16 protein-coding genes and 1 pseudogene are annotated in these 22,757 nt (G+C 43.2%); 12 read left to right on the forward strand and 5 right to left on the reverse strand.

The genetic code is table 11. From position 1 onward, the window contains the following. Positions 1 to 7 precede the first annotated feature (7 nt). From ABVM52_RS10260 to ABVM52_RS10280, 5 genes are all read right to left on the reverse strand, one after another. Positions 8 to 877 (reverse strand): relaxase/mobilization nuclease domain-containing protein, encoded by an 870-nt coding sequence (locus ABVM52_RS10260; RefSeq protein WP_405380167.1) that lies wholly within the window; start codon positions 875 to 877, stop codon positions 8 to 10. Beyond that, positions 877 to 1,179, reverse strand: coding sequence for a mobilization protein MbpA (mbpA, locus tag ABVM52_RS10265; RefSeq protein WP_405380169.1), 303 nt, complete (start codon positions 1,177 to 1,179; stop codon positions 877 to 879). Before mbpA ends, ABVM52_RS10260 begins: the two co-directional genes overlap by 1 nt. After that, positions 1,176 to 2,132 (reverse strand): toprim domain-containing protein, encoded by a 957-nt coding sequence (locus ABVM52_RS10270; RefSeq protein WP_405380171.1) that lies wholly within the window; start codon positions 2,130 to 2,132, stop codon positions 1,176 to 1,178. The genes mbpA and ABVM52_RS10270 overlap by 4 nt, the downstream gene beginning before the upstream one ends. Positions 2,133 to 2,340: 208 nt before the next feature. Next, on the reverse strand, positions 2,341 to 3,546 hold the full coding sequence (locus ABVM52_RS10275) for a primase-helicase family protein (protein WP_405380173.1): 1,206 nt from the start codon (positions 3,544 to 3,546) through the stop codon (positions 2,341 to 2,343). An 88-nt stretch (positions 3,547 to 3,634) separates the two neighbouring features. Further along, complete coding sequence (locus tag ABVM52_RS10280) at positions 3,635 to 3,892, reverse strand: helix-turn-helix transcriptional regulator (RefSeq protein ID WP_405380175.1); 258 nt, start codon at positions 3,890 to 3,892, stop codon at positions 3,635 to 3,637. A gap of 551 nt (positions 3,893 to 4,443) precedes the next feature. Here ABVM52_RS10280 and ABVM52_RS10285 point away from each other — a divergent pair. The 12 genes and pseudogenes from ABVM52_RS10285 (at position 4,444) to ABVM52_RS10340 (ending at position 22,754) form a co-directional block, all read left to right on the forward strand. After that, on the forward strand, positions 4,444 to 4,866 hold the full coding sequence (locus tag ABVM52_RS10285) for an HYC_CC_PP family protein (RefSeq protein WP_405380177.1): 423 nt from the start codon (positions 4,444 to 4,446) through the stop codon (positions 4,864 to 4,866). 109 nt (positions 4,867 to 4,975) lie between these two features. Next, positions 4,976 to 8,743, forward strand: coding sequence for an efflux RND transporter permease subunit (locus ABVM52_RS10290; protein ID WP_405380179.1), 3,768 nt, complete (start codon positions 4,976 to 4,978; stop codon positions 8,741 to 8,743). Next, on the forward strand, positions 8,740 to 9,957 hold the full coding sequence (locus ABVM52_RS10295) for a TolC family protein (RefSeq protein ID WP_405380181.1): 1,218 nt from the start codon (positions 8,740 to 8,742) through the stop codon (positions 9,955 to 9,957). Before ABVM52_RS10290 ends, ABVM52_RS10295 begins: the two co-directional genes overlap by 4 nt. 58 nt (positions 9,958 to 10,015) lie before the next feature. Continuing rightward, a complete protein-coding gene (locus ABVM52_RS10300) occupies positions 10,016 to 10,561 on the forward strand; it encodes a DUF3347 domain-containing protein (RefSeq protein ID WP_405380183.1) in 546 nt (181 codons plus the stop codon). A 24-nt stretch (positions 10,562 to 10,585) separates the two neighbouring features. Continuing rightward, positions 10,586 to 10,975, forward strand: coding sequence for a DUF302 domain-containing protein (locus ABVM52_RS10305; RefSeq protein WP_405380185.1), 390 nt, complete (start codon positions 10,586 to 10,588; stop codon positions 10,973 to 10,975). A 114-nt stretch (positions 10,976 to 11,089) separates the two neighbouring features. After that, complete coding sequence (locus tag ABVM52_RS10310; RefSeq protein ID WP_405380187.1) at positions 11,090 to 12,316, forward strand: permease; 1,227 nt, start codon at positions 11,090 to 11,092, stop codon at positions 12,314 to 12,316. 2 nt (positions 12,317 to 12,318) lie between these two features. Then, positions 12,319 to 14,823 (forward strand): heavy metal translocating P-type ATPase, encoded by a 2,505-nt coding sequence (locus ABVM52_RS10315; protein ID WP_405380189.1) that lies wholly within the window; start codon positions 12,319 to 12,321, stop codon positions 14,821 to 14,823. Positions 14,824 to 14,856: 33 nt separating this feature from the next. Continuing rightward, a complete protein-coding gene (locus ABVM52_RS10320) occupies positions 14,857 to 15,327 on the forward strand; it encodes a DUF305 domain-containing protein (protein ID WP_405380191.1) in 471 nt (156 codons plus the stop codon). Positions 15,328 to 15,342: 15 nt separating this feature from the next. Next, a pseudogene (locus ABVM52_RS10325) lies at positions 15,343 to 16,620 on the forward strand (efflux RND transporter periplasmic adaptor subunit); the annotation flags it as partial. Between the two features lie 152 nt (positions 16,621 to 16,772). Continuing rightward, positions 16,773 to 17,081 (forward strand): DUF6660 family protein, encoded by a 309-nt coding sequence (locus tag ABVM52_RS10330; RefSeq protein ID WP_405380193.1) that lies wholly within the window; start codon positions 16,773 to 16,775, stop codon positions 17,079 to 17,081. A 125-nt stretch (positions 17,082 to 17,206) separates the two neighbouring features. Next, positions 17,207 to 21,550, forward strand: a complete 4,344-nt coding sequence (locus tag ABVM52_RS10335; protein ID WP_405380195.1) for a CusA/CzcA family heavy metal efflux RND transporter — start codon at positions 17,207 to 17,209, stop codon at positions 21,548 to 21,550. A gap of 4 nt (positions 21,551 to 21,554) precedes the next feature. Continuing rightward, positions 21,555 to 22,754, forward strand: coding sequence for an efflux RND transporter periplasmic adaptor subunit (locus ABVM52_RS10340; protein WP_405380197.1), 1,200 nt, complete (start codon positions 21,555 to 21,557; stop codon positions 22,752 to 22,754). The last annotated feature ends 3 nt before the right edge of the window (positions 22,755 to 22,757 follow it).

Raw genomic sequence — 22,757 nt, forward strand, 5'->3', positions numbered from 1 at the left:
TTCAGTTTTAAATTCCAATTCCCGTGTCGATGGCCTTTTTTATGGTTTTCTTGATGATGTTCTTGGCGATGCTCGTTGCAAGATTAGTACTCAACTCCAAAGTTTTCCCCATAAGCTGGACCGATTTGCCGAGCTCTTTTGGTTTTGCAATCCCTTTGTTCCGGGAAAGCTGTGCCATTATCCTTCCCCCGGACATGGAACGGTGTACCTCGCTTGCCTTGAAATTATGGCCTTCATATTGGAACCGGAATCCCTGTAACTTGTTGGCCCGGTTTATTGTCGGGATGACTTCCACGTTCCTTTCTTGCATGGCCTTAATGTAGGAGTCCAATGTTTTTGGTCTATCGCTTTCCATTACTTTATGATGGATGTCCTTTATTTCCAGCCGGACCTTTATGGAATCCAGTTCCTTTTCAAGTTGTACCTCCTTGACCGTGGTCAGCCCCATTACCTTGGCCACGCTCTCCGCCGCCAGTTGGCTGCGCTTTCCGATAAAGCTGTCGTTATAGGCCTTGCCGTCGAAACCAATACGGTTCACGTACAGATGCACATGGGTATGTGCCTTGTCCCTGTGTACGAAGGCGATGGCCTGGCGTTCCTTCAGCTGCATTTCTTTTATGAACCGTTGGGTCATTTCCCTTAGTTGTGCTTTGGTCAAATTCCTACCGTCCTCCCGGGTCGGGCTGAGGATAAAACTCAGGGTGTTCTTTTGGCAACGCGTGTTCTCCTCCTGGACCAGCCTGAACTCTTCAGTGACCTCTTTGGGGTTTTCCCCTGCCAGGTGTTGACTGAAGACCACCTCGGCACCCTTCTCCTGGTTCCAACCGTAGTCGATACTTGTACCCGTATGCGCTATGGACGTTCCTTTGCCTATCATTACTTCGTTCTTTTGAAGTTATAAAGGTGCGTGCGTATTTCCTCCGCCAGCTGCTGCACCTCGCTGGCCAGTTTGGGGTTGTGTTTCCTGAACATATTCCCGATCCGGGTAAAGTTCCCCTTGTACTTCACCAGCATTTTATAGTGGGCCAATTGTTCCTCGGTCAAGCGTTCGATGACCGAATTTCCAAAAGCCGAACTGCGGCAATATTCGGAGAGGGAAATTCCCGCCCGTGCCGCCCTTTTTTTGAGCAGCTTCTTCTCGTAGATGGAGCACCGGAACTTGATATAGGTCCTTTTCATTTCTTTTTTACTTTGCGACCATCGGGAGCAAAGCAAGATCGTTTTTGTGGCAACAAAAACACATCTTGCGCTTCCTGACCAAATCCATTTTTAGACTTAAAGACCAACCATTCGTTCATGTCCTTACACCCCTCGTATAAACTTGATTTGTCCAAACAGTTATTGGTATGGGCCATCAAGTTTTGGGTCGTTGCTTTACCCGTCGAATCATTGTCCAGATAAAGGTCGATTCGGTCGTAAGCATCCATTGGCTTAATCGCCTTTTTGACCAATGCCGTAGAGTTCAGGACCAGAAAATCATATTCGGTTTCTATTTCTTTATTCAATTCCAAAATGGATAATAGGTCGAACATCCCTTCGGTAACGATGAGTTTTCCGTTTCCATTTTTGATGTGGGTGATATCCTTGGGCGAGCTGGAATTCTTATAGTATTTGTTTCTTAATTCCCATCCACCTGAATCGTTCTTCAATCCTATGGCGAAGTAGCGTCGTCCCTTATGGAGATAATGGACCTCCCTACAAATGGTCGATGCCGTAGAAACGGAAATTTTCCGTTCAAAAAGATAGTTTAACAGACCGTAATGTCGAATAGGACGTGCATGGAGAATCTTTATCCCGGTATTCTTCTGGATTCCAACTGGGGGCTGCTGTTGAAAAGAGAAAGAGGTCTGGCCCTGCTCCAAGAACTTTAAGGCTTCGCTAACGGACGATCTGTTGATTTGGCACATAAGGTCGATTACATTACCGCCTTTTCCCGCCCCATGGTCGTACCATCTGTTCAGTTTCTTGGACACCTTGAAAGAGGCTTGGGTTTCTGAGCGGAACGGGCTCAGGAACCAAGCTTCTTTTTCGGTCGATCTGGTCGGAAAGTGCCCGAGTTTTGCCAGCGCTTTTTCGATGGGAAAAGCTCGGGCTCTTTCACACGTTAACTTGTTTGTTCTTTCTTTTTTCATAAGCCGAATGGTTTTGGGCAAATTTTTGATGTTTTGATGAAAAACTATCGGGAAGCCAGTATTTACTATGGTTTCCCTGGCATCGAATTCTTCATCGATTCATCGTTTTCATGTTTTTTCTGTTTTTTTCCGTCATCGTTTTATTTTTTGATGAACAAATGATGCTATAATGATGACGGCCTCGACATCGATAGGCATTGGGAACAGCTCAATCCGTCATCGATTCATCGAAACTTTCAAGCAAAAAGGATTTTTCCACGGTAAAGTAGCGACCCTTGGCGTCCACAAGCTGCATGGAGGCGTCCTGCCAGATGACCGGTTTTTGATAGCTTAGGGAATTGTCCCTGTTTTCCAATTTCCAATCCCTTTTCAGCAACCTTCTGAGCTGGGTCAGATCGGTCTTTATCCTTGTCCGGTTCAACAACTGCAATGCATCCAAGGGGCAAAGGTGTATTTCATCGGTATCGAACTGTTCCATGGCCCCAAGAAGAATCGTAGCAAGTTCCTTTTCAACCCTATTACGGTTGTTCTGCACCAACTTTTTTAACGCGGCTGTTCTAATCTGTTTTGGGGCAAACCACATTCTGGTGGTATGCCCGGACGATAATCTTCGTTTTTGCAGATAGTATAGGAAAGCTGGTATTTCGGATACCAGTTGTTGGAGGAAATCCGTTTTCTCTTTTTTTAACACTGGTATCTTCAGTACCCAAAACCGGGTCTCGTTCCCGTCTATCTTGATAAAATTGTCCTCGTTGTTGCTACAGAGAACGAACTTACCGAAGAACTCCACTTCACGTTTGTCCTTTCCCTTGGCCTCCAATTTGTTGATATTGGTCGTGCTCAGGTACTTGATGCGCTCGGTAAGCTCTTCCTTGTTGAACAGAACCTCGTCGATACAGATGAGCAGCTTGTTGGCCCAATCCGCATTGAACTGGCTGCTGAAACTGTCATTGGTCAGATAGGTCAGGTTATTGTCGAATATGGCCTTCAACCACTTTAAAAAAGTGCTCTTGCCCGTGGAACGTTCCTTGGAGACCAGACAGAGAATGGGAAGTACCTGAACCGGTTTTGTATACAGTAATTGCAGGTAGTCCAATCCCAGTTCATAGTGCTTCCCAAAAATGTGTTCGACGAATCCCAATGAGGTATGACATTCCCCTTCTTTGGGGATTGCAGGTAACGGGGAATAGGTATTGTAGAACCCTTTGTATTCCTGCTTGAAATCGATATGGCTCGGGATACAGGTAAAGCCATCGTACTTGGGAACTTTGCTCAGGTAATCCTTCCCATGGTCCTGACGAATGGTCTCGATGTTCCAGTGTACCAGGATTTCATTGAAATGTCCGGCGATGGTCGGGGCCTGTACCAATTTGTAGTACGAAGTGCCCACCCTTAAATAAGGAGTTGATTTCATATGAATAGGTTTTGGAGGCCCAAGGTGATTCCCCAGGCGTATTGTGAATTGATAAAAAATCCAGGATCGGTATTGCCTAGCGAAGAGGTTACGTTATAGTTCCGATTTCAGGAATCGTTTTCCGTTCGTTCTGGAGCAGCCAATCGACGATTTTTTTCCTTTCGAAAAAGATCAGTTTCCCGTTGGGTTTGGAGTGCGGAATATGCCCCGCGGCGGTAAGCTTGTACAGATAGCTTCTGGATATACCCGTATAGTCACAGGTTTCCTCAAAGGTCAGTACCTCTTTATTGGCAATCAACAGTCTTTCCAAACGGTCGAGCCGTTCGAGTATCAAAAAATTGTCCATTTTGTTTCTTTTTAGATTAAAAAATGAACAAAAGCGCTTTTGTTTTCTTTTAGAGAATTCGTGGTATAAAGGTAAAAAGAAGGAGGTGTCCAAGTAAGGCCGGCCATTTTATTTTATCCACAAATATCTGATATACAATTACTTGTTACAAATCAGTTTAAATAAAACCAAATATCATTTAGTGAATAAAATTTGGTTTCAAAACGATTCAAATGGTACCATTTCGAAACTTGGTAAAGTGTCTCATTAAAAAGATAATTGAGGGTTATCAACAATTAAAACTAGAGAAATTTGAAATTAGGTGCTTTAAAAAAGGCAGGTTTTCGTGTTTGGATGTTTCTAGTTTTAATGCCTCTAGCAGGAAGCTAAACATTTTTTTGGAAAAATACTGTCTTGAAAATCGTTCGTTTGTCGGGACGGTGTAAAGACTATCTAATTGTTATAAATTGGTCCTTTTTTTCGGTACTAAGATAGTTAACTCCTCCATTGAGCACCTGAACTTTCCTTAAAGAAAAAAACAAACTCTGAAATTTTGTAACTTTGCAAAGCAAATGAAAGAATTCTTTCACAAAATAACATCCTTATCAATGGCACTCGTCGTGCTGTTCTCCACGATATCCTTTTCGGTGGACATGCATTATTGCGGGGATCATTTGGTTGATTTTAGCATCTCCGATAGTGTGAACACCTGCATGATGAAGGCTGAAATGTCAAAATCTACAAGCGATTGTGAAGTACCTGATATGGAAATGGACTGCTGTTCAGATGTGGAAGTTGTTATTGAAGGCCAAGAAGAGTTGAAAGTATCCTTTGATCAACTCTCGTTTGACCAGCAGTTGTTCGTTACTTCTTTTATTTATTCCTATTTAAATCTCTTTGAAGGGTTTGATGAGAATGTCGTACCCTTTAAAGATTATTCGCCCCCTCCTTTGATACGGGATGTCCAAATCCTAGATCAAACTTTCCTCATTTGATTTTTAGACTTTAGAAAGTAAGCCCAACGGCAACCGCCCTATTGGGCAAAACCTGTTGTTCTTGTGTTTTCTTTTCACATGGTTTCTAAAAGTTTAATAATCAATTCTTATGCTGAACAAAGGCATTAAATTTCTTATCGAAAACAAATTGGTGGCAGTACTGCTACTGTTCCTTTTCGTAGGTTGGGGAACTGTAAACGCACCCTTCAATTGGGAAACGGGCATCCTGCCCAGCGACCCCGTCGCCGTGGATGCCATCCCGGATATTGGCGAAAACCAACAGATTGTCTTTACCAAATGGCCCGGTCGTTCCCCGCAAGACATCGAAGACCAAATTTCCTATCCATTGACCACTTCGTTACTGGGTATTCCAGGAGTGAGAACGATACGTAGTTCCTCCATGTTCGGCTTTTCCAGTATCTATATCATTTTTGAAGAGGATGTGGAATTTTATTGGAGCCGAAGCCGAATCATTGAAAAACTGAACTCACTTCCGAGTAATTTGCTCCCCGATGGAGTTAATCCGGCATTAGGCCCCGATGCCACAGGATTGGGCCAAATTTACTGGTATACTCTGGAAGGCCGAGGCAAGGATGGAAATGTAACCGGCGGATGGGATTTGCAAGAACTTCGCACTATACAAGACTACTATGTAAAATACGCGCTTTCCGCTGCAAGTGGGGTTTCCGAGGTGGCTTCCATCGGTGGCTATGTACAAGAATATCAAATCGATGTGAATCCCGAACTGATGAAGCAGTACAACATAGGGCTACACCAAGTGGTCAGTGCGGTAAAAAGCAGCAATCGTGATATTGGCGCACAGACCTTGGAAATCAACCAAGCAGAATATTTAGTCAGGGGGCTTGGCTATGTGTCATCCTTGGAAGATATTAAAAATGCGGTGGTTACGTCAGAAGATTATACTTCCATCCGCGTCAACGATATTGCGAACGTTTCACTCGGACCTGCGGTACGCCGTGGTATTCTAGATAAGGAAGGTGCAGAAGTTGTGGGTGGTGTTGTAGTGGCTCGATATGGAGCGAATCCGTTAGAAGTCATTAACAATGTTAAGGATAAAATCAATGAACTCACTTCAGGTTTACCATCCAAGGTATTAAGTGATGGCCGTACCTCACAGCTCACCATCGTACCCTTTTATGATCGTACCGAATTGATTCAGGAAACCCTAGGTACGCTCAACGAGGCCTTGACCTTGGAGATACTGATTACGATTTTGGTCATCGTAATCATGGTATTTAACCTTCGAGCCTCCGTTCTGATTTCAGGTCTTTTGCCCGTAGCGGTCTTGATGGTTTTTATTGCCATGAAAATTTTTGGAGTCGATGCCAACATCGTGGCCCTTTCGGGCATCGCCATAGCTATTGGAACCATGGTCGATGTCGGGGTAATTCTCTCCGAAAATATCATCCGACACCTTGATGAAAACGATGATCGACTTCCCATAAACACCGTAGTATATAATGCCTCGGCGGAAGTATCTGGAGCTATTCTGACGGCCGTACTTACAACTATAATCAGTTTTATCCCCGTGTTTACCATGATAGGTGCCGAGGGAAAATTGTTTCGGCCATTGGCATTTACCAAGACTTTTGCACTGACGGCATCTATCATCGTCGCCCTATTTCTTATTCCGCCTTTTGCCGCTTTTTTGTTCAGAAAAAAAAGAAACAAGAGCATTTTGGGCTATGTATTCAGTGTATTGCTTATCGTAGCGGGGCTTATTGCTGTGGTTTACGGCTATTGGTTAGGACTGGTGCTAATAGCCTTCGGAACGGTCAGACCCTTAAAGAACGCTGAATTTGCGGGACGCTTGTTCCGGGAATTTTCGCTGTCGGACAAGCAGGCCAATCTTTTGAACATAATTATTTCAGCAACCGCAATTGTATTTCTTTTAGCAACTTACTGGCGGCCCTTGGGGTTTGACAGAAGCATTTTCATGAACCTTGTTTTTGTAGGGTTGATATGTTTTGGACTGTTAGGGGTTTTTAGTCTGTTTAGAAAAAATTATACAAGTATCCTTCATTGGGCGTTGAGAAACAAGCTATTGTTCCTTTCCATTCCAACGGCCATCGTTGTTTTTGGAGTTCTTATTATGCAGAATACAGGGAAGGAATTTATGCCCGCGCTAAATGAGGGTTCGTTTCTGTTGATGCCGACCTCACTCCCCCATGCCGGAGTGGAAGAAAACGAACGGGTATTACAACAATTGGATATGGCAGTGGCCAGCATTCCTGAAATCAAGACTGTGGTCGGTAAGGCCGGTCGAACGGAATCTGCACTTGACCCCGCCCCGATGTCGATGTACGAAAACATCATTCAGTACAAACCGGAATATATGTTAAATATGGCGGGGAAAAGACAGCGGTTTAAAATCAACGAAGATGGGCTTTTTGTCCTAAAGGATGGCAATTTCATATTGAACCCGAATACTGAGCTTGACGATACTACATCTGAGTACAACGAAGCCGACCTGGAAACGTTTTCTGAAATCAGTCTGGAGAACTTGATTCCCGATTCCGACGGAGAATACTACCGCAACTGGCGACCTGAGATACAGTCTCCCGATGATATCTGGAACGAAATCGTTCGGGTATCGAGATTGCCCGGAGTTACTTCCGCTCCCAAATTACAGCCTATCGAAACCAGATTGGTCATGCTGCAAACCGGTATGCGCGCACCAATGGGCATTAAGGTCAAGGGTCAGGATCTGAGTCAAATCGAAGCTTTTGGAATCCAATTGGAAAATATATTAAAAGAAGCCGAGGGCGTTAAGGAGGAAGCGGTATTTGCCGATAGGATTGTTGGCAAACCCTACCTTTTAATCGATATTGATAGAGAAGCACTTGCCAGATATGGTATTCAAATCGAAGATGTACAACGGGTGCTTGAAGTAGCTGTTGGCGGTATGACCTTGACCCAGACCGTTGAAGGAAGAGAGCGATACGGAGTACGTGTTCGCTACCCACGTGAGTTAAGGGAGAATCCAACGGATATCAAGAACATCTATGTTCCTGTGGCGAAAGGCAGTCCCGTTCCCTTGAGTGAGCTGGTCGATATTCGATACGAAAAAGGTCCACAGGTCATCAAAAGTGAAGACACTTTTTTGGTAGGCTATGTACTCTTCGATAAATTGGACGGTTTTGCCGAAGTAAACGTGGTAGAGAATGCCCAAGCCCTCATTCAACAAAAAATTGATAATGGCGAATTGATAATACCCAGAGGCATCAACTATCAATTTACGGGTACCTATGAAAATCAATTGCGAGCCGAAAAAACTTTGTCCGTGGTCGTACCATTGGCACTCCTTATTATCTTTCTGATTCTCTATTTCCAGTTTCGCTCGGTGGCTACCTCGCTAATGGTATTTACGGGAATAGCCGTTGCCTTCGCGGGCGGGTTCTTGATGATTTGGTTTTACGGACAGGATTGGTTTCTCAACTTCAATTTCTTTGGCGAAAACCTTCGCGATCTGTTTCAGATGCATACCATCAATTTGAGTGTGGCGGTATGGGTGGGCTTTATCGCCCTTTTCGGAATCGCAACAGATGACGGGGTTGTCATGGCTACCTATCTGACCCAGACTTTTGGCCGAAATAAACCCCACACCCTGGAAGCGGTTCGAGCTTCGGTCGTCGAGGCAGGGGAAAAACGTATTCGCCCGTGTTTAATGACCACGGCAACAACCATTCTAGCATTGTTGCCCGTTCTGACATCAACGGGAAGGGGAAGCGACATTATGATACCCATGGCCATCCCCTCATTCGGGGGAATGTTAATTGCCCTCATAACCCTATTTGTCGTTCCGGTATTATACAGTTGGAAAAGCGAATGGCAACTTAAAAAACAAAAGGCATGAAAAGAATAACGACAATGGCACTTGGTTTGTTATCGGTTATGGGTGCAAATGCACAAACCTTAGACTCCTATATTCAAGAGGCGGAAAACAATAACCCCGAGGTACAGGCCTTTGAAATTAAGTACAATATTGCGAAGGAAAAAATCTCTGAGACTAATGGCCTGCCCAATACAGAGGTAAGTGCCGGTGTTTTTGTTAGTGAGCCCGAAACACGAACGGGAGCACAAAAGGCTCGATTTTCCATCAAGCAGATGCTTCCGTGGTTCGGCACCATTACCGCTCGGGAGAACTATGCCAGTTCGTTGGCCGAAGTGGATTATCTAGATATTGCGATTACCAAACGGAAATTACGATTGTCGGTGTCCCAAACCTATTATGCCCTTTTCGCAATCAAGGAAAAACAAAAGGTTTTAGATGAAAACATTCAGCTCCTAAAAACCTATGAAAGATTGGCATTGACTTCTGTAGAAGTGGGCAAAGCCTCGGCAGTTGATGTCCTTCGCCTTCAAATTCGCCAAAATGAACTGGAAGAAAATAAACTGGTCTTGGAGCAAGAGTATGAAACAGAAAGCACAAACTTCAATAAACTGCTGAATAGGGAAGATTCTATCGCCATCGAGCTTGTCGATTCGCTAACGATATATGAACCAACTGAAATTCAACAGTCCCGATTAAAAGTGCATCCTGAATTGGAGAAGTATGACAAGCTCTATGAATCCATAGCGCAATCGGAGATCCTGAACCAAAAAGAGGCCCAACCTAATCTCGGTTTTGGGTTGGATTATATTCCCGTAGCTGATAGGGCCGGAATAAATTTCAGTGACAATGGTAAAGACATCCTGATGCCAATGGTGTCCTTATCCATTCCCATTTTCAATAATAAATACAAATCGAAAACAGTACAAAATGAGATGCGGCAAAATGAAATCAATGCCCAAAAAGAGCATCGAAAAAACCTTTTGGAAACCATTTTAAACAAGGCTTTCAATAGTCGGGAAGCTGCCCGCATCAAATACGCTACACAGCTGAAAAATTTACATCGGTCAAACGATGCCGAGAAAATTCTTATCAAGAATTATGAAACGGGAACTATAGACTTTAACGATGTGTTGGACATTCAGGAACTGCAACTGAAATTTCAAATGAACGTTATAGAGGCTATCAAGAATTACTATATACAAATGAGCATCGTCAACTATGTAACGAATCAATAAAAAAATGAAAGCAAATAACAGATTATCAAACTCTATTATAAATTCTAAACATAAAAAAATGAAACGCAACGCAACGCTCACAATCGCAACAATTACACTAATCACTTTGGCCTCATGCGGGGAAACAAAGAATAAACAGGATGCCAAAATCAGTACTCCTGAAGAAATAGAAACCGAGAAGGAGAATATGGCTGAAATCGCCGATGCCTCTTTCTCAGATGGTATGACGGGAAAGGTTTTCCATAACTATCAACAGATTCGAATGGCTCTAATCAACTCCGATTCTAATGAGGTAACCATGGCTGCCGGAAACTTGGCTGAAAGCTTTACCGAAGAAAGGGAAGATATGAAGTCGATGGCAATGGCAATGGCCGAAGCCGATGATATTGAAAAACAGCGTGAACTCTTTTCCCACTTTACCGCTAACGTAGAACCCCTTTTCAAAGATGCCCTTTCGGAGGGTACAATTTACAAGCAATTTTGTCCGATGGCATTTGAAGGTAAAGGCGGGTACTGGCTTTCCAATGCGGAAGAAATTAGAAACCCTTACTACGGGCAGAAGATGCTTAAATGTGGGAAGGTCACGGAGAAAATTGAGAAATAAAAAAGAATCTATAATCTAAATATTATGCAATACTACTTTAACACAATATTGGAAACGGATTTCGAAACAGCCATCGAACGTGTAACGACTGAACTGAAAAATGTGGGTTTCGGAATTTTGACGGAAATCGATGTCAAGGAAACCTTAAAAAAGAAATTGGATGTAGACTATAAAAAGTACAAGATACTAGGGGCCTGCAATCCGCCTTATGCATATAAAGCGTTACAAGCCGAGGACAAGATAGGAACCATGCTTCCCTGTAATGTAATTGTACAAGAAATTGAACAGGGTAAGACGGAAATAGCCGCTATAAACCCTATTGCCTCAATGCAGGCGGTTGAGAACGATACTTTGAATTCTATCGCAGCGGAAATCAGCGAAAAACTCCAAAATGTAATTAACGTACTTGGCTAAGTGTAACAGGGAAAAGCACTAGAGAAGATAAGGGAAACAAAGTCCTGTTTTTGGGAAGGGTGAGTTAATGGTTAGTGTTTAGCCCTTCCCGTAACGGGCAAAAAAATAGAGAAGATGAACGATTTTTTAAAAAAATGGGGCGAGGCGGCCTATACCACGACCGGATTTTTCTGGATGGCGCTTTGGGCGTTTATTCTCGGCTACATCATCAGTAGTATGATACAAATTTTCGTAACTGAAAAACGCATGCAGAAGACAATGGGGCAAGACGAATCTAAAAGTGTACTGTTGGGTACGTTTTTTGGTTTTATAAGCAGTTCGTGCAGTTTTGCTGCCCTGGCAAGTGCTAAATCCCTTTTCAAAAAGGGCGCGAGCTTTGTTTCTTCCATCGCATTTCTATTGGCATCGACCAACTTGGTTATCGAGTTGGGGATAATCATTTCCATCTTTTTAGGATGGCAGTTCGTTGTGGGAGAATATGTAGGCGGCGTATTGCTCATTCTCATTTGCTGGATTCTTATCCGCATTATCAATCCGAAAAAACTCATTGAAAAAGCGAAAAAAAATCTTGAAGGGCAAGACGATGATGAAATGGATGATTCCAAAGACTGGAAAAAACAGATTAAAAAAGAAGACAGTTGGGCAAAGGTTGCCAAGAAGTACAAAATGGAATGGCAGATGGTCTGGAAGGATGTTACCGTTGGCTTTACCATCGCGGGGATCGTAGCTGCCTTTGTACCCGATTCATTTTTTCAGACCCTTTTTATCAATAGTGGACAAGGCAACACTGATTTCACTTTTTTCGAAATCCTGGAACATATTGTCGTGGGGCCTGTCGCCGCATTTTTGACCTTTATCGGGTCGATGGGAAATATTCCATTGGCAGCATTGCTTTTTGGAAAAGGTGTAAGTTTTGCGGGAGTAATGGCCTTCATCTTTAGTGACTTGGTAGTATTTCCGGTACTGCGTATCAACGCCAAGTATTATGGATGGAAAATGTCTTTTTTCATTCTATTCTTACTTTTTACCGCTTTAATCGGAACATCATTGGCTTTGCATTATTCTTTCGATTTGTTGAACATGTTGCCAGATTCCTCGCAGGTCAAGATTCAAGACAATGAACATTTCAAAATTGACTATACATTCTATTTGAATATGGCCTTCCTCGCAATTTCAGGTTATCTGGTCTACTTAGGCTTTTTTAAAAGAAAAGATGTGGAGCATTCTATGAGCGAAATGGCGCCAAAAAGTCCATTGTTGGAAACAGTATTAAAATATGCGGCCTTCATTTGTTATATATGGCTTGCGGGTGGATTGATCGTCAAATTTTTTATTCAATAATTATGAAACATACCTATCATATACACGGGATGACCTGCAACGGTTGCCGGTCACACGTTGAACAGACCCTTTCTAAAATTGAGGGTATTTCCAAGGCAGCTGTCGATCTGGAAAAAGCGGAAGCAACCTTGGAAATGGAAACACCTATTCCCATCGAAAAATTTCAGGAAGCTTTAAAGAATGATGGTGGGCAATACAGCATTCATCAAGATAAAGAACATCATCACTCCCGAGATAAGAAGAAAGCCGAAAAACCCAAAGGCAAAGGAACCGGAACCTTTTATTGTCCGATGCATTGTGAAGGCCATAAAACCTATAATCAACCTGGTGATTGTCCCGTATGCGGAATGGATTTGGTCGAGGAACAAAATCTGTTCGTGTCATCATCGGAACAGTGGACTTGTCCGATGCATCCAGAAGTGGTCAAGGGCGAGCCAGGAAGTTGCCCCATATGTGGTATGGATTTGGTAGCAGTGCAACCCGACCTTTCTTCCGAGGAGAAGACTTATAAAAAGCTACTTAAGAAATTCTGGGTCGCCGCTGCGTTTACATTGCCCATTTTCCTGATTGCGATGAGTGAAATGATTGCCGATAATCCATTATATAATATGATGGAGCAGAAATATTGGAACTGGATGCAGTTCGCCCTATCCATTCCTGTCGTGTTTTATGCAACATGGATGTTCTTTGAGCGGGCCTACCGCAGCATAAAGACATGGAACCTCAATATGTTCACGCTTATTGGAATCGGGGCGGGGGTTGCTTGGCTCTTCAGCGTGGTCGGTATGTTGTTTCCTGATATTTTTCCTTCGGAGTTCAAGACCGAAGGAGGCGCAGTACATGTATATTTCGAGGCGGCCACTGTTATTTTGACCTTGGTACTGCTAGGGCAACTGTTAGAAGCCCGCGCACACAGCAAGACCAACTCAGCGGTAAAAGAATTGCTGAAACTCGCGCCAAACAAAGCCATCAAAATCGTCGATGGCGAAGAAGTAGAAGTGCCCATAGACGAAATTAAATTGGGAGATATTCTAAAAGTAAAGCCCGGTGACAAAATTCCTGTGGATGGCGTGGTGACCCAGGGAAGTACGTCAGTTGATGAATCGATGATTACGGGTGAACCTATCCCTGTTAACAAATCAGCAGATGATAAAATCAGCAGCGGAACTATAAATGGGAACCAGTCGTTTATGATGAAAGCCGAGAAAGTGGGTTCGGACACCTTGTTATCCCAAATTATTCAAATGGTAAATGATGCCAGCCGTAGTCGTGCGCCTATTCAAAATTTAGCCGATAAGGTATCGGCATATTTTGTGCCCATCGTTGTGTTGACCGCAATAATCACCTTTTTTGTTTGGGCAGTATGGGGGCCTGATCCAAGCTATGTCTATGCCTTGGTCAATGCCATTGCAGTACTCATCATTGCATGCCCCTGTGCGTTGGGGTTGGCAACACCGATGTCCGTAATGGTAGGCGTCGGCAAAGGAGCACAGAACGGTGTTCTCATTAAGAATGCCGAAGCCTTAGAAAAAATGAATACGATCAATACGCTAATCGTTGACAAAACAGGAACCATTACCGAAGGAAGACCCACGGTAGAAAAGATAGGAGTGTTCGGTAACACCTATTCCGAAGAAGAGATTTTGCAATATATCATTTCATTGAACAGTAATAGCGAACACCCCTTAGCGGAAGCAACCGTAAATTATGGAAAGGAACAAAACACGGTAATCAAAAAGGTCGATGGATTCAGTGCGGTAACCGGAAAAGGTGTGGAGGGAAAAGTCGAGGGTAAAAAGTTGGTTTTGGGAAATCCTAAAATGATGGATTATGCCAATGCGACCATTTCAGTGGAAATGAAGGATGAGGTAAGAACCTATCAAAAACAGGGAAAGACGGTCTCGTACCTCGCAATTGACGGAACGGTTTTGGGCTATGTGGTCATTGGTGACAAGATAAAGAAAACAAGTGTCAGGGCCATCAAGGAGCTGCAGAAAAAGGGTATCGATGTGATTATGCTTACGGGCGATAACCACGATACGGCACTAGCCGTGGCCAACGAACTAAACCTCGCCGATTTCAAGGCTGGAATGCTGCCAGAAGATAAGCTCAGGAAAGTAGAAAAACTTCAGGAAAGCGGTAAAGTGGTCGCCATGGCCGGCGATGGTATTAATGATGCGCCAGCTTTGGCAAAAAGTGATGTAGGTATTGCCATGGGAACAGGTACGGATGTCGCCATAGAGAGCGCAGCGATTACTTTGGTAAAGGGTGATCTGAACGGTATCGTAAAAGCAAGAAATCTGAGCGATGCCGTAATGGGCAATATCAAGCAAAACCTATTTTTTGCCCTTATCTATAATACTTTGGGCGTACCGATTGCTGCCGGGGTTCTTTTCCCCCTTTTCGGAATTCTGCTTTCCCCTATGATAGCAGCTTTGGCCATGAGTTTCAGTTCCGTGTCGGTTATAGCCAATGCCCTACGGTTACGGACAAAATCGATTCAATAAAAATAAAAAATAAGTAGCATTAAAACGAAAACAATGGAAGATACGGGAAAGAGTAATTACGGAAAATTTGCCATAATGATGGCCACATCTTTTATAATAATGTATGCGGTCATGTTCTTGAACGCAGACGTGTTCGACCACGTGATGTTGAGCCACACTAGAACATATATGACAATTTTGATGATTGCGCCAATGGCCTTTACGATGCTACTATTTATGTGGGGAATGTATAAGGACAGGAAAACGAACTATATCATTCTGGTACTATCGGCAATTGTTTTTATAGCCACTTTGGTAGGGCTGAGACAACAGACCTTTATTGGCGATGTGCAATGGATGAAGGCAATGATTCCCCATCATTCATCTGCAATTATGGTCAGCCAGAAAGCGCATTTGAAAGACCCTGAAGCCATCAAATTGGCCGAAGATATCATTCAGGAACAAGAACGGGAAATCGCACAGATGAAAAAAATGATTTATCGTTTGGAGCAAGACAACAATTAGGTTTAAATAGCAATTATGAAAAAAAATATTCTTTATATCGGATTGGCCGTTATTGGAGGTTTACTGGCGGGGTATTTGATTTTTGGTGCTAATTCTAACGATGGAATGAACACCGAACACGACCATACCCAAGAAATGGAATCAGGCGAAATGTGGACGTGTTCGATGCATCCACAGATTATGCAACCCGAACCGGGTGACTGTCCCATCTGTGGCATGGATTTGATTCCCGCTGAAACAAATGATGAGGGCGTCGCCATGGATCAATTCAAAATGACAAAAAACGCTATGGCGCTGGCAAATATTAGAACTACAACTGTGGGTTCAGGTACCTCAGGAGGTAATATTTTGAAACTTTCGGGAACTATACAAGAAAATGAAAAGGCGGTCGCGACCCAGGCTTCTTATTTTGATGGTCGTATAGAGAAACTGTATGTTAATTCAGATGGCGAAGAAGTTCGAAACGGGCAGCAACTTGCCACTCTTTATTCTCCCGAACTGGTTTCTGCACAACAGGAATTGATTACCGCAGCCAATATAAAAGAATCACAGCCCGCATTATATAAAGCGGTACGCAACAAACTCAAACTGTGGAAACTTACCGAAAAACAGATTGAGCAGATTGAGACATCGGAAAAGGTACAGGAGAATTTTCCGCTCTATGCCAATGTTTCCGGTACGGTCTCCGAGATTATGGTCGAGGCCGGAGATTATGTAAAAAAGGGCTCGCCCCTATTTAAAATAGCCGATCTAAGAACCGTATGGGCCGTTTTCGATGCCTATGAAAATCAGGTATCCCTTTTGAAGAAAGGGCAGAATATCGACATTGTTACCAAGTCGTATCCCGATAAAAAATTCAATGCCAAGATTTCCTTTGTTGACCCAATACTCAATTCCTCAACAAGAACCATTGAAGTTCGTGCGGTCTTAAACAACCCGAACGGGCAATTAAAACCCGGAATGTTTGTAGCGGGTTCGATGGCCTTGGCAGCAGATAGTAAAGATGACACCCTAGTTATTCCTGAAAGTGCCGTTCTATGGACAGGCGAACGTTCAGTAGTTTACGTCAAGACAGAACCCAACAGCCCTACTTTCGAGATGCGCGAAATTTCCGTAGGCGATGTCGTTAATGATGGCTACAATGTTCTATCGGGCTTGGAAAACGGAGATGAGATCGTAACCAATGGAACCTTTACGGTAGATGCGGCCGCGCAATTGAAGGGTAAAAAATCTATGATGAGCAAAGATGGTGGAAAAACAATGACAGGGCATGAAGGTCATGAGGGGATGGAGTAGATTTTTATTAATAAAATAAGTGTCCCGTAAAAATAGCCGATTTTTAGGATTGCTTGGGAAAGAGGGGGCTTTATCGTTCCTTACAAAAAACTACTAGCAGAGCCGTTCTTTGCAACACAGTTGCACCAAAATATTTTTATCTTTACATTGTGAAAGTTGTAGCAATCATTTTATCGTTTTATTTCTTGGCACTCAATGTAGTGCCTTGTAGCGATGCGGCAAATAGTGCCGATGACACCCAAGTTGTTACGGTAATAGATATTGATGGCGACCACGACCAAGACTGTGAGTTATGCTCGCCTTTTTGCCAATGTCATTGCTGTCACGTTCACACGATAAATTTTGGGCTTGTTGCATTTCAACCGCTACAGCCTGCTATTCCACACGAATTCTTTGCCCATTTCGATGACCTTGGCAAAGATATTCCCCATTCCCTTTTTCAGCCCCCTCGGGCATAATTCAGTTTTCATAGGATAACTATATCCTGTTTTGACGTGTCCATCTATTGGATTCGTCAACATTGTGTATTGCATTTTATTCAATGTACAGAACCAAAATTTCAACTGAATTAACACCCTTATCTATGATTAACAAAATCATTGATTTTTCAATCAATAACAAATTTATAATCGGTCTGCTCACGCTGGCATTGATTGGTGCTGGCATATACAGTATGACCCAAGTTCCCATTGATGCCGTACCCGATATTACCAATAATCAGGTACAGGTCATCACGCAATCGCCCAATCTGGGAACGGAAGATATTGAGCAATTTGTAACCTATCCCGTGGAAGTTGCAATGAGCAACCTGCCCAATGTCAAGGAAATCCGTTCGGTTTCCCGCTTCGGACTTTCTGTAGTAACCGTCGTTTTTGACGATGATATGGGTACCTATTTACCGCGTCAACTTGTTTCTGAAAAACTGACCGAAGTACGTGAACAAATCCCAGAAGGTTTTGGGCAGCCAAGTATGGGGCCAATTTCAACAGGCTTGGGGGAAGTTTATCAATACACCTTAAAAGTAGAACCTGAATTTCAAGATAAATATTCATTGTCCGATTTGCGTACAATGCAAGATTGGATTGTGCAACGGCAAATGGCAATGGTGCCTGGCGTTGTGGAAATTAATGCCATCGGCGGAAAAATAAAGCAATATGAGGTGGCCGTTGACCCCAACGAATTAAAGGCAATCGGCCTTACCATTACCGATGTGTTCGAAGCATTGGAAGCGAACAATAAAAATACAGGTGGTGCGTACATCGAGAAAAACCATCAGGCGAACTTCATTCGAGGCGAAGGTTTGGTGCGAAGCCTTGATGATATTAAAAAGATCGTCATCAAAAATGAAAATGGTGTGCCTATTACCATAAGTGATGTTGCAGATGTGCGTTTTGGTTCTGCCGTGCGCTATGGGGCTTTGACGCAGGATGGCGAAGGTGAGGTCGTTGGCGGTCTTGTTATGATGCTCAAAGGGGCAAACTCAAACGAGGTTATTGTACGTGTGAAAGACCGGATGGCCGAAATACAGAAATCCCTTCCTGAAGGGGTTGTTATTCAGCCCTTATTGGATAGAAGCAAGCTTATAAGTGAAACAACCGGCACGGTGCGTAACAATCTACTCGAAGGTGCGCTCATCGTGATTTTCGTACTTGTTTTCCTTTTAGGAAACTGGCGTGGCGGTCTTATTGTGGCTTCGACTATTCCGTTATCGCTATTGTTCGCTTTCATACTAATGAATGTTTTTGATGTTTGGGCGAACTTGATGAGCTTAGGTGCTATCGATTTTGGTATCATCGTGGATGGGGCGGTGATTATCGTGGAAGCCAGCGTATTCTTAATGGGAAGCTACATCCTAAAAAAGAAGTCTTTGAATAAAGAGAAGCGTGATGAGATAGCTGCAAACGCATCCAAAAAGATGATGAATGCCGCTTTCTTCGGGCAATTGATAATTCTAATTGTGTTCTTGCCCATATTGGCTCTGGAAGGCATCGAGGGTAAAATGTTTAAACCGATGGCGCTCACATTCATATTTGCAATGATAGGTGCTATGTTTCTTTGCCTGACATACGTTCCAATGATGTCTGCCTTATTTCTAAAACCACCCAAGACGGAAAAAAAATCTTGGGGCGACCGTTTCGTGCATTGGGTACAGCGGAAGTATGAACCACTTTTGGTTAAGACTTTAAACAAAGGGAAATGGATTGTAGGAATTGCCGTCGCCATATTTGCCCTTACCGTTTTTATGTTTACAAGAATGGGTGGCGAATTCATTCCCCAACTGGATGAAGGCGATATTGCATTTCACACCATACTGAAACCCGGAAGTTCACTTAGCGAAACGATTGAGACCACTACTAAAGTTGAGCGTATTATAAAGGCCGAATTTCCGGAAGTTGAAAAAATTGTAAGCCGTATCGGTGTGGCCGAAGTGCCCACAGACCCAATGCCAATGGATTTCGCTGATGTATTTGTTATTCTAAAACCCCAAGACGAATGGGTGTCTGCCGATGACAAGGATGAACTTATTGATAAAATGAAAGATGCCGTGAGTATTATTCCCGGTGTTAATTATGAGTTTACCCAACCTATAGAAATGCGCTTTAATGAACTGTTAGAGGGTATTCGAGAAGATGTTGCCATTAAAATTTATGGTGAGGATATAGAAGTACTTGCTGCAAAGGCCGATGAGATTACAAAAATCATAGCCGGTACGGAAGGTATAGGCGATATGAGGGCAGAAGCAACTTCTGGATTGCCCCAAATGACCATAAAATACAATCGAAACAGACTGGCGCAGTATGGTGTGAGTATCGACCTACTGAATACAATGGTGCAGTCCGCTTTTGCGGGCGGATATGCAGGTGTGATTTTTGAAGGCGAAAAGCGTTTTGACTTGGTCGTTAGGCTCGACGAGCAGAACCGAACTGACATCAACGACATCAGAAATCTGTACATCAATTTACCGAGTGGTTCACAGATTCCACTTCAAGAACTGGCCACAATCGAATACGAACCAGGTCCTATGCAGATAAGTCGGGACAATACCAACCGAAGAACCTACGTGGGTGTAAATGTGCGCGGACGTGATGTGGAATCATTAGTTAACGAGATTAAGGATAAACTGGACGCAAATCTTGAATTACCACCAGGCTATTTTATTCGGTATGGTGGTGCATTTGAAAATCTTGAAAGAGCAAGCGAGCGATTACAGACTGTGGTCCCGATTGCTTTATTGTTGATTTTTATTTTGATTTATTTCGCATTAAAATCCTTTCCGCAAACCTTGATGATTTACTTGGCCATCCCGATGGCGACCATTGGCGGTGTATTCGCACTATGGCTTCGGGATATGCCTTTCAGTATTTCCGCAGGGGTCGGCTTTATCGTCCTCTTTGGTGTTGCCGTCCTGAACGGACTGGTAATGATCAGCGGTCTAAATGAGCTGAAGGAAGAAGGCGTGACCAACTTGAAAGACCGTATCGTAGAAGGCACAAAACGTAGGATTCGCCCAATAATGTTAACTGCATTTACCGATATTTTAGGATTTCTTCCAATGGCCATTTCAGCATCGGCAGGGGCTGAAGTGCAGCGACCCTTAGCAACTGTGGTTATAGGTGGATTGATAACTTCAACACTCTTGACGCTATTTATCCTTCCCATCTTTTACCAATGGGTCGAGAAACGTTCGGAACGGAAGAAGAAATTCAATCCAAAATTTGTTACCGCAACAGCCGTGGTCTGTCTTTTGTTTACTTCCGCTTTCGCGAAAGCACAACAAGTCCAACCTCAAGATTCTTTACCAATTGCTTCATTGGAAAGAGCAGTAGAAATTTCCAAGGAAAACTATCCGTTATTGAAAACGAAACAGTTGGAAATTCAACGACAGAACGCACTTAAAGGCGTTGCTTATGATTTTGGAAAAACCCAAGTTTTTACGGGCGGCGAAGAAATTGCAGATGGTCAAGGTATATATACTTTAGTTGGTGTAGGGCAACAAAATTTAGACCTCTTGGGTATCGGTGCAAAAAAGCGACTTCAAAAACAACGAATAGCTTTGGCCGAAACCGCTCTCGACCTGTCTGAATTGCAAGTGGAACAGGAAGTCAAAAAAGCGTGGTCGGAAGCATACCAACAACGACAGAAATTTGAGCTGTACCGCGAGCTGGATTCCATTTATTCACAGTTTGAAACGGCAATCCAACTCAACTTTGAGGTGGAAGCCATTTCAAGATTGGAATATTCATCGGCAAAAAACCAAGCGTTGCAAATCAGTAATAAATTGCAACAAGCAGAAAGCGATTATGCTATTGCGTTGCAAAAGCTAAATCTTTGGCTGGCAACAGACATTTTTTATTCTGTACCAGATGCATTTGAAGAAAGTGAGGTGGCTGTATTGGGATTGGATGCGGATTTAGAAAGACATCCCGAGCTGGAATTTTCGCAAAGGCGCATCGATGAAGCCGAAGCAAACTATAATGCCGCTCGTGCCGAGCTACTTCCTAAATTAAACCTGCAAGGTGGATTGCAACAGGTAAACGGCGATAGTGGATTTTACACCTATCAGGCAGGCATTTCAGTCCCGTTGTTTTCGGGCGCACAGCGTAGTCAGGCCAAGGCAGCAAAAATCGATAGCGAAATCGCAAGGACAAATGCAGATTTTATCCAACGCCAACTGCAATCTGAATTTAAGCAGGCTGTACAAGGCTACCAGAAGTGGAAAACATCTTGGCAGTTTTACAGGGATAAAGCTCTGCCACTTGCAGAAGAACAGCGTAAGGGCGCGTTACTCGCCTACAAGGAAGGTGCGGTGGATTATGCTTCATTCACACAGATTATACGTGATGCTATAAACACCGAAATGGATGCGCTCGATGCGCTTGACAATTATTTAGATGCCTTGTTTGAACTACAATACTTTCAAAACTAAAAAGATGAAAAAATTAAAATATTTACCGATTACCGCAATGCTTACGGCATTCACAATAATTAGTTGTGGCGAGTCAAAAACCGAAAGCGACCACGTTGATGCAACACATTCAGAAACAGAAGAAAATCACTCTGAAGAGGAAGATGAAATAGTTACACTTACTGCAAAACAGTATGATGCACTACAAATGAAAGTCGATACGCTTGCCCAGCGCAATATGAGTGGATATTTGGAAGCCAACGGACAACTGGAAGTTCCGCCACAAAATGAAGCGACCATCACTACGGTTGTTGGTACCAACGTAGTTTCCATCGAGGTCATCGAGGGCGATAAGGTCAATAAAGGTCAGACTGTGGCCTATTTGTCTCATCCCAATATCATACAGAAACAGACGGATTACCTCAATGCACATAGCAATAGTCAGTTTCTCAAAAAAGAATACGAACGCCAAAAAACTCTTTATGATGCAGGTGTGGGCAGCGGTGCCAATTTCCAAAAAGCAGAAGCGGAATATCAAGCTTCACGAAGTATGGTGAACGGTTTGGAAGCACAATTACAACAATTAAATGTTAGTACATCAGGTGTGAGAAATGGCACTATTTATCAAAGGGTTGCGCTACGAAGTCCTATTCAAGGCTTTGTGGAAAAAGTAGCCGTTAAAACAGGACAATATGTAGAACCTCAAACCGACCTAATGGAAATCGTGGACATCCATCACGTACACGCCGATTTGATGGTATTTGAAAAAGACGTGTACAAAGTAAAGGAAGGACAAACCGTGCGGTTCAATGTCCAATCCATTCCGGGAAAGGAACTTACAGCCGAAATCTATTCCGTAGGAAAAACTTTTGAGCAGAACCCCAAAGCGATACACGTACACGCCGAAATCGAAAATAAGGAAGGCAACCTGATACCGGGAATGTACATTCAAGGGCGCATCCAAACCGACAATACAATGACCACGGCAATTCCTGAAAGTGCCATCGCAGCCGATGGCGAAAAGTCCTTTGTGTTTACAGCAAAAAATGAAGGCGAGGATTGGAAGTTTATGCCCGTGGAAATCACAAAAGGAACTCACGATGGCGAATGGATTGCCATTGATTTTTTGACCGAACAAGAACCGAATACCAAGTATGCCTTTAATAACGCCTACTATTTAATGGCGGAAATGAAAAAAGGGGAAAACGAGGAAGAAGCACATTAAGAG

The organism is Maribacter sp. LLG6340-A2 (assembly GCF_045057105.1).
Taxonomy (GTDB): Bacteria; Bacteroidota; Bacteroidia; order Flavobacteriales; family Flavobacteriaceae; genus Maribacter.

What these genes read in the sequence shown, in the direction of transcription:
- ABVM52_RS10270 (WP_405380171.1), bottom strand. Translation starts at nt 2,132, where the DNA reads ATGAAAAAAGAAAGAACAAACAAGTTAACGTGTGAAAGAGCCCGAGCT.
- ABVM52_RS10320 (WP_405380191.1), top strand. Translation starts at nt 14,857, where the DNA reads ATGGAAGATACGGGAAAGAGTAATTACGGAAAATTTGCCATAATGATG.
- ABVM52_RS10300 (WP_405380183.1), top strand. Translation starts at nt 10,016, where the DNA reads ATGAAACGCAACGCAACGCTCACAATCGCAACAATTACACTAATCACT.
- ABVM52_RS10315 (WP_405380189.1), top strand. Translation starts at nt 12,319, where the DNA reads ATGAAACATACCTATCATATACACGGGATGACCTGCAACGGTTGCCGG.
- ABVM52_RS10295 (WP_405380181.1), top strand. Translation starts at nt 8,740, where the DNA reads ATGAAAAGAATAACGACAATGGCACTTGGTTTGTTATCGGTTATGGGT.
- ABVM52_RS10340 (WP_405380197.1), top strand. Translation starts at nt 21,555, where the DNA reads ATGAAAAAATTAAAATATTTACCGATTACCGCAATGCTTACGGCATTC.
- ABVM52_RS10290 (WP_405380179.1), top strand. Translation starts at nt 4,976, where the DNA reads ATGCTGAACAAAGGCATTAAATTTCTTATCGAAAACAAATTGGTGGCA.
- ABVM52_RS10335 (WP_405380195.1), top strand. Translation starts at nt 17,207, where the DNA reads ATGATTAACAAAATCATTGATTTTTCAATCAATAACAAATTTATAATC.
- ABVM52_RS10310 (WP_405380187.1), top strand. Translation starts at nt 11,090, where the DNA reads ATGAACGATTTTTTAAAAAAATGGGGCGAGGCGGCCTATACCACGACC.
- ABVM52_RS10280 (WP_405380175.1), bottom strand. Translation starts at nt 3,892, where the DNA reads ATGGACAATTTTTTGATACTCGAACGGCTCGACCGTTTGGAAAGACTG.
- ABVM52_RS10305 (WP_405380185.1), top strand. Translation starts at nt 10,586, where the DNA reads ATGCAATACTACTTTAACACAATATTGGAAACGGATTTCGAAACAGCC.
- mbpA (WP_405380169.1), bottom strand. Translation starts at nt 1,179, where the DNA reads ATGAAAAGGACCTATATCAAGTTCCGGTGCTCCATCTACGAGAAGAAG.
- ABVM52_RS10285 (WP_405380177.1), top strand. Translation starts at nt 4,444, where the DNA reads ATGAAAGAATTCTTTCACAAAATAACATCCTTATCAATGGCACTCGTC.
- ABVM52_RS10275 (WP_405380173.1), bottom strand. Translation starts at nt 3,546, where the DNA reads ATGAAATCAACTCCTTATTTAAGGGTGGGCACTTCGTACTACAAATTG.
- ABVM52_RS10260 (WP_405380167.1), bottom strand. Translation starts at nt 877, where the DNA reads ATGATAGGCAAAGGAACGTCCATAGCGCATACGGGTACAAGTATCGAC.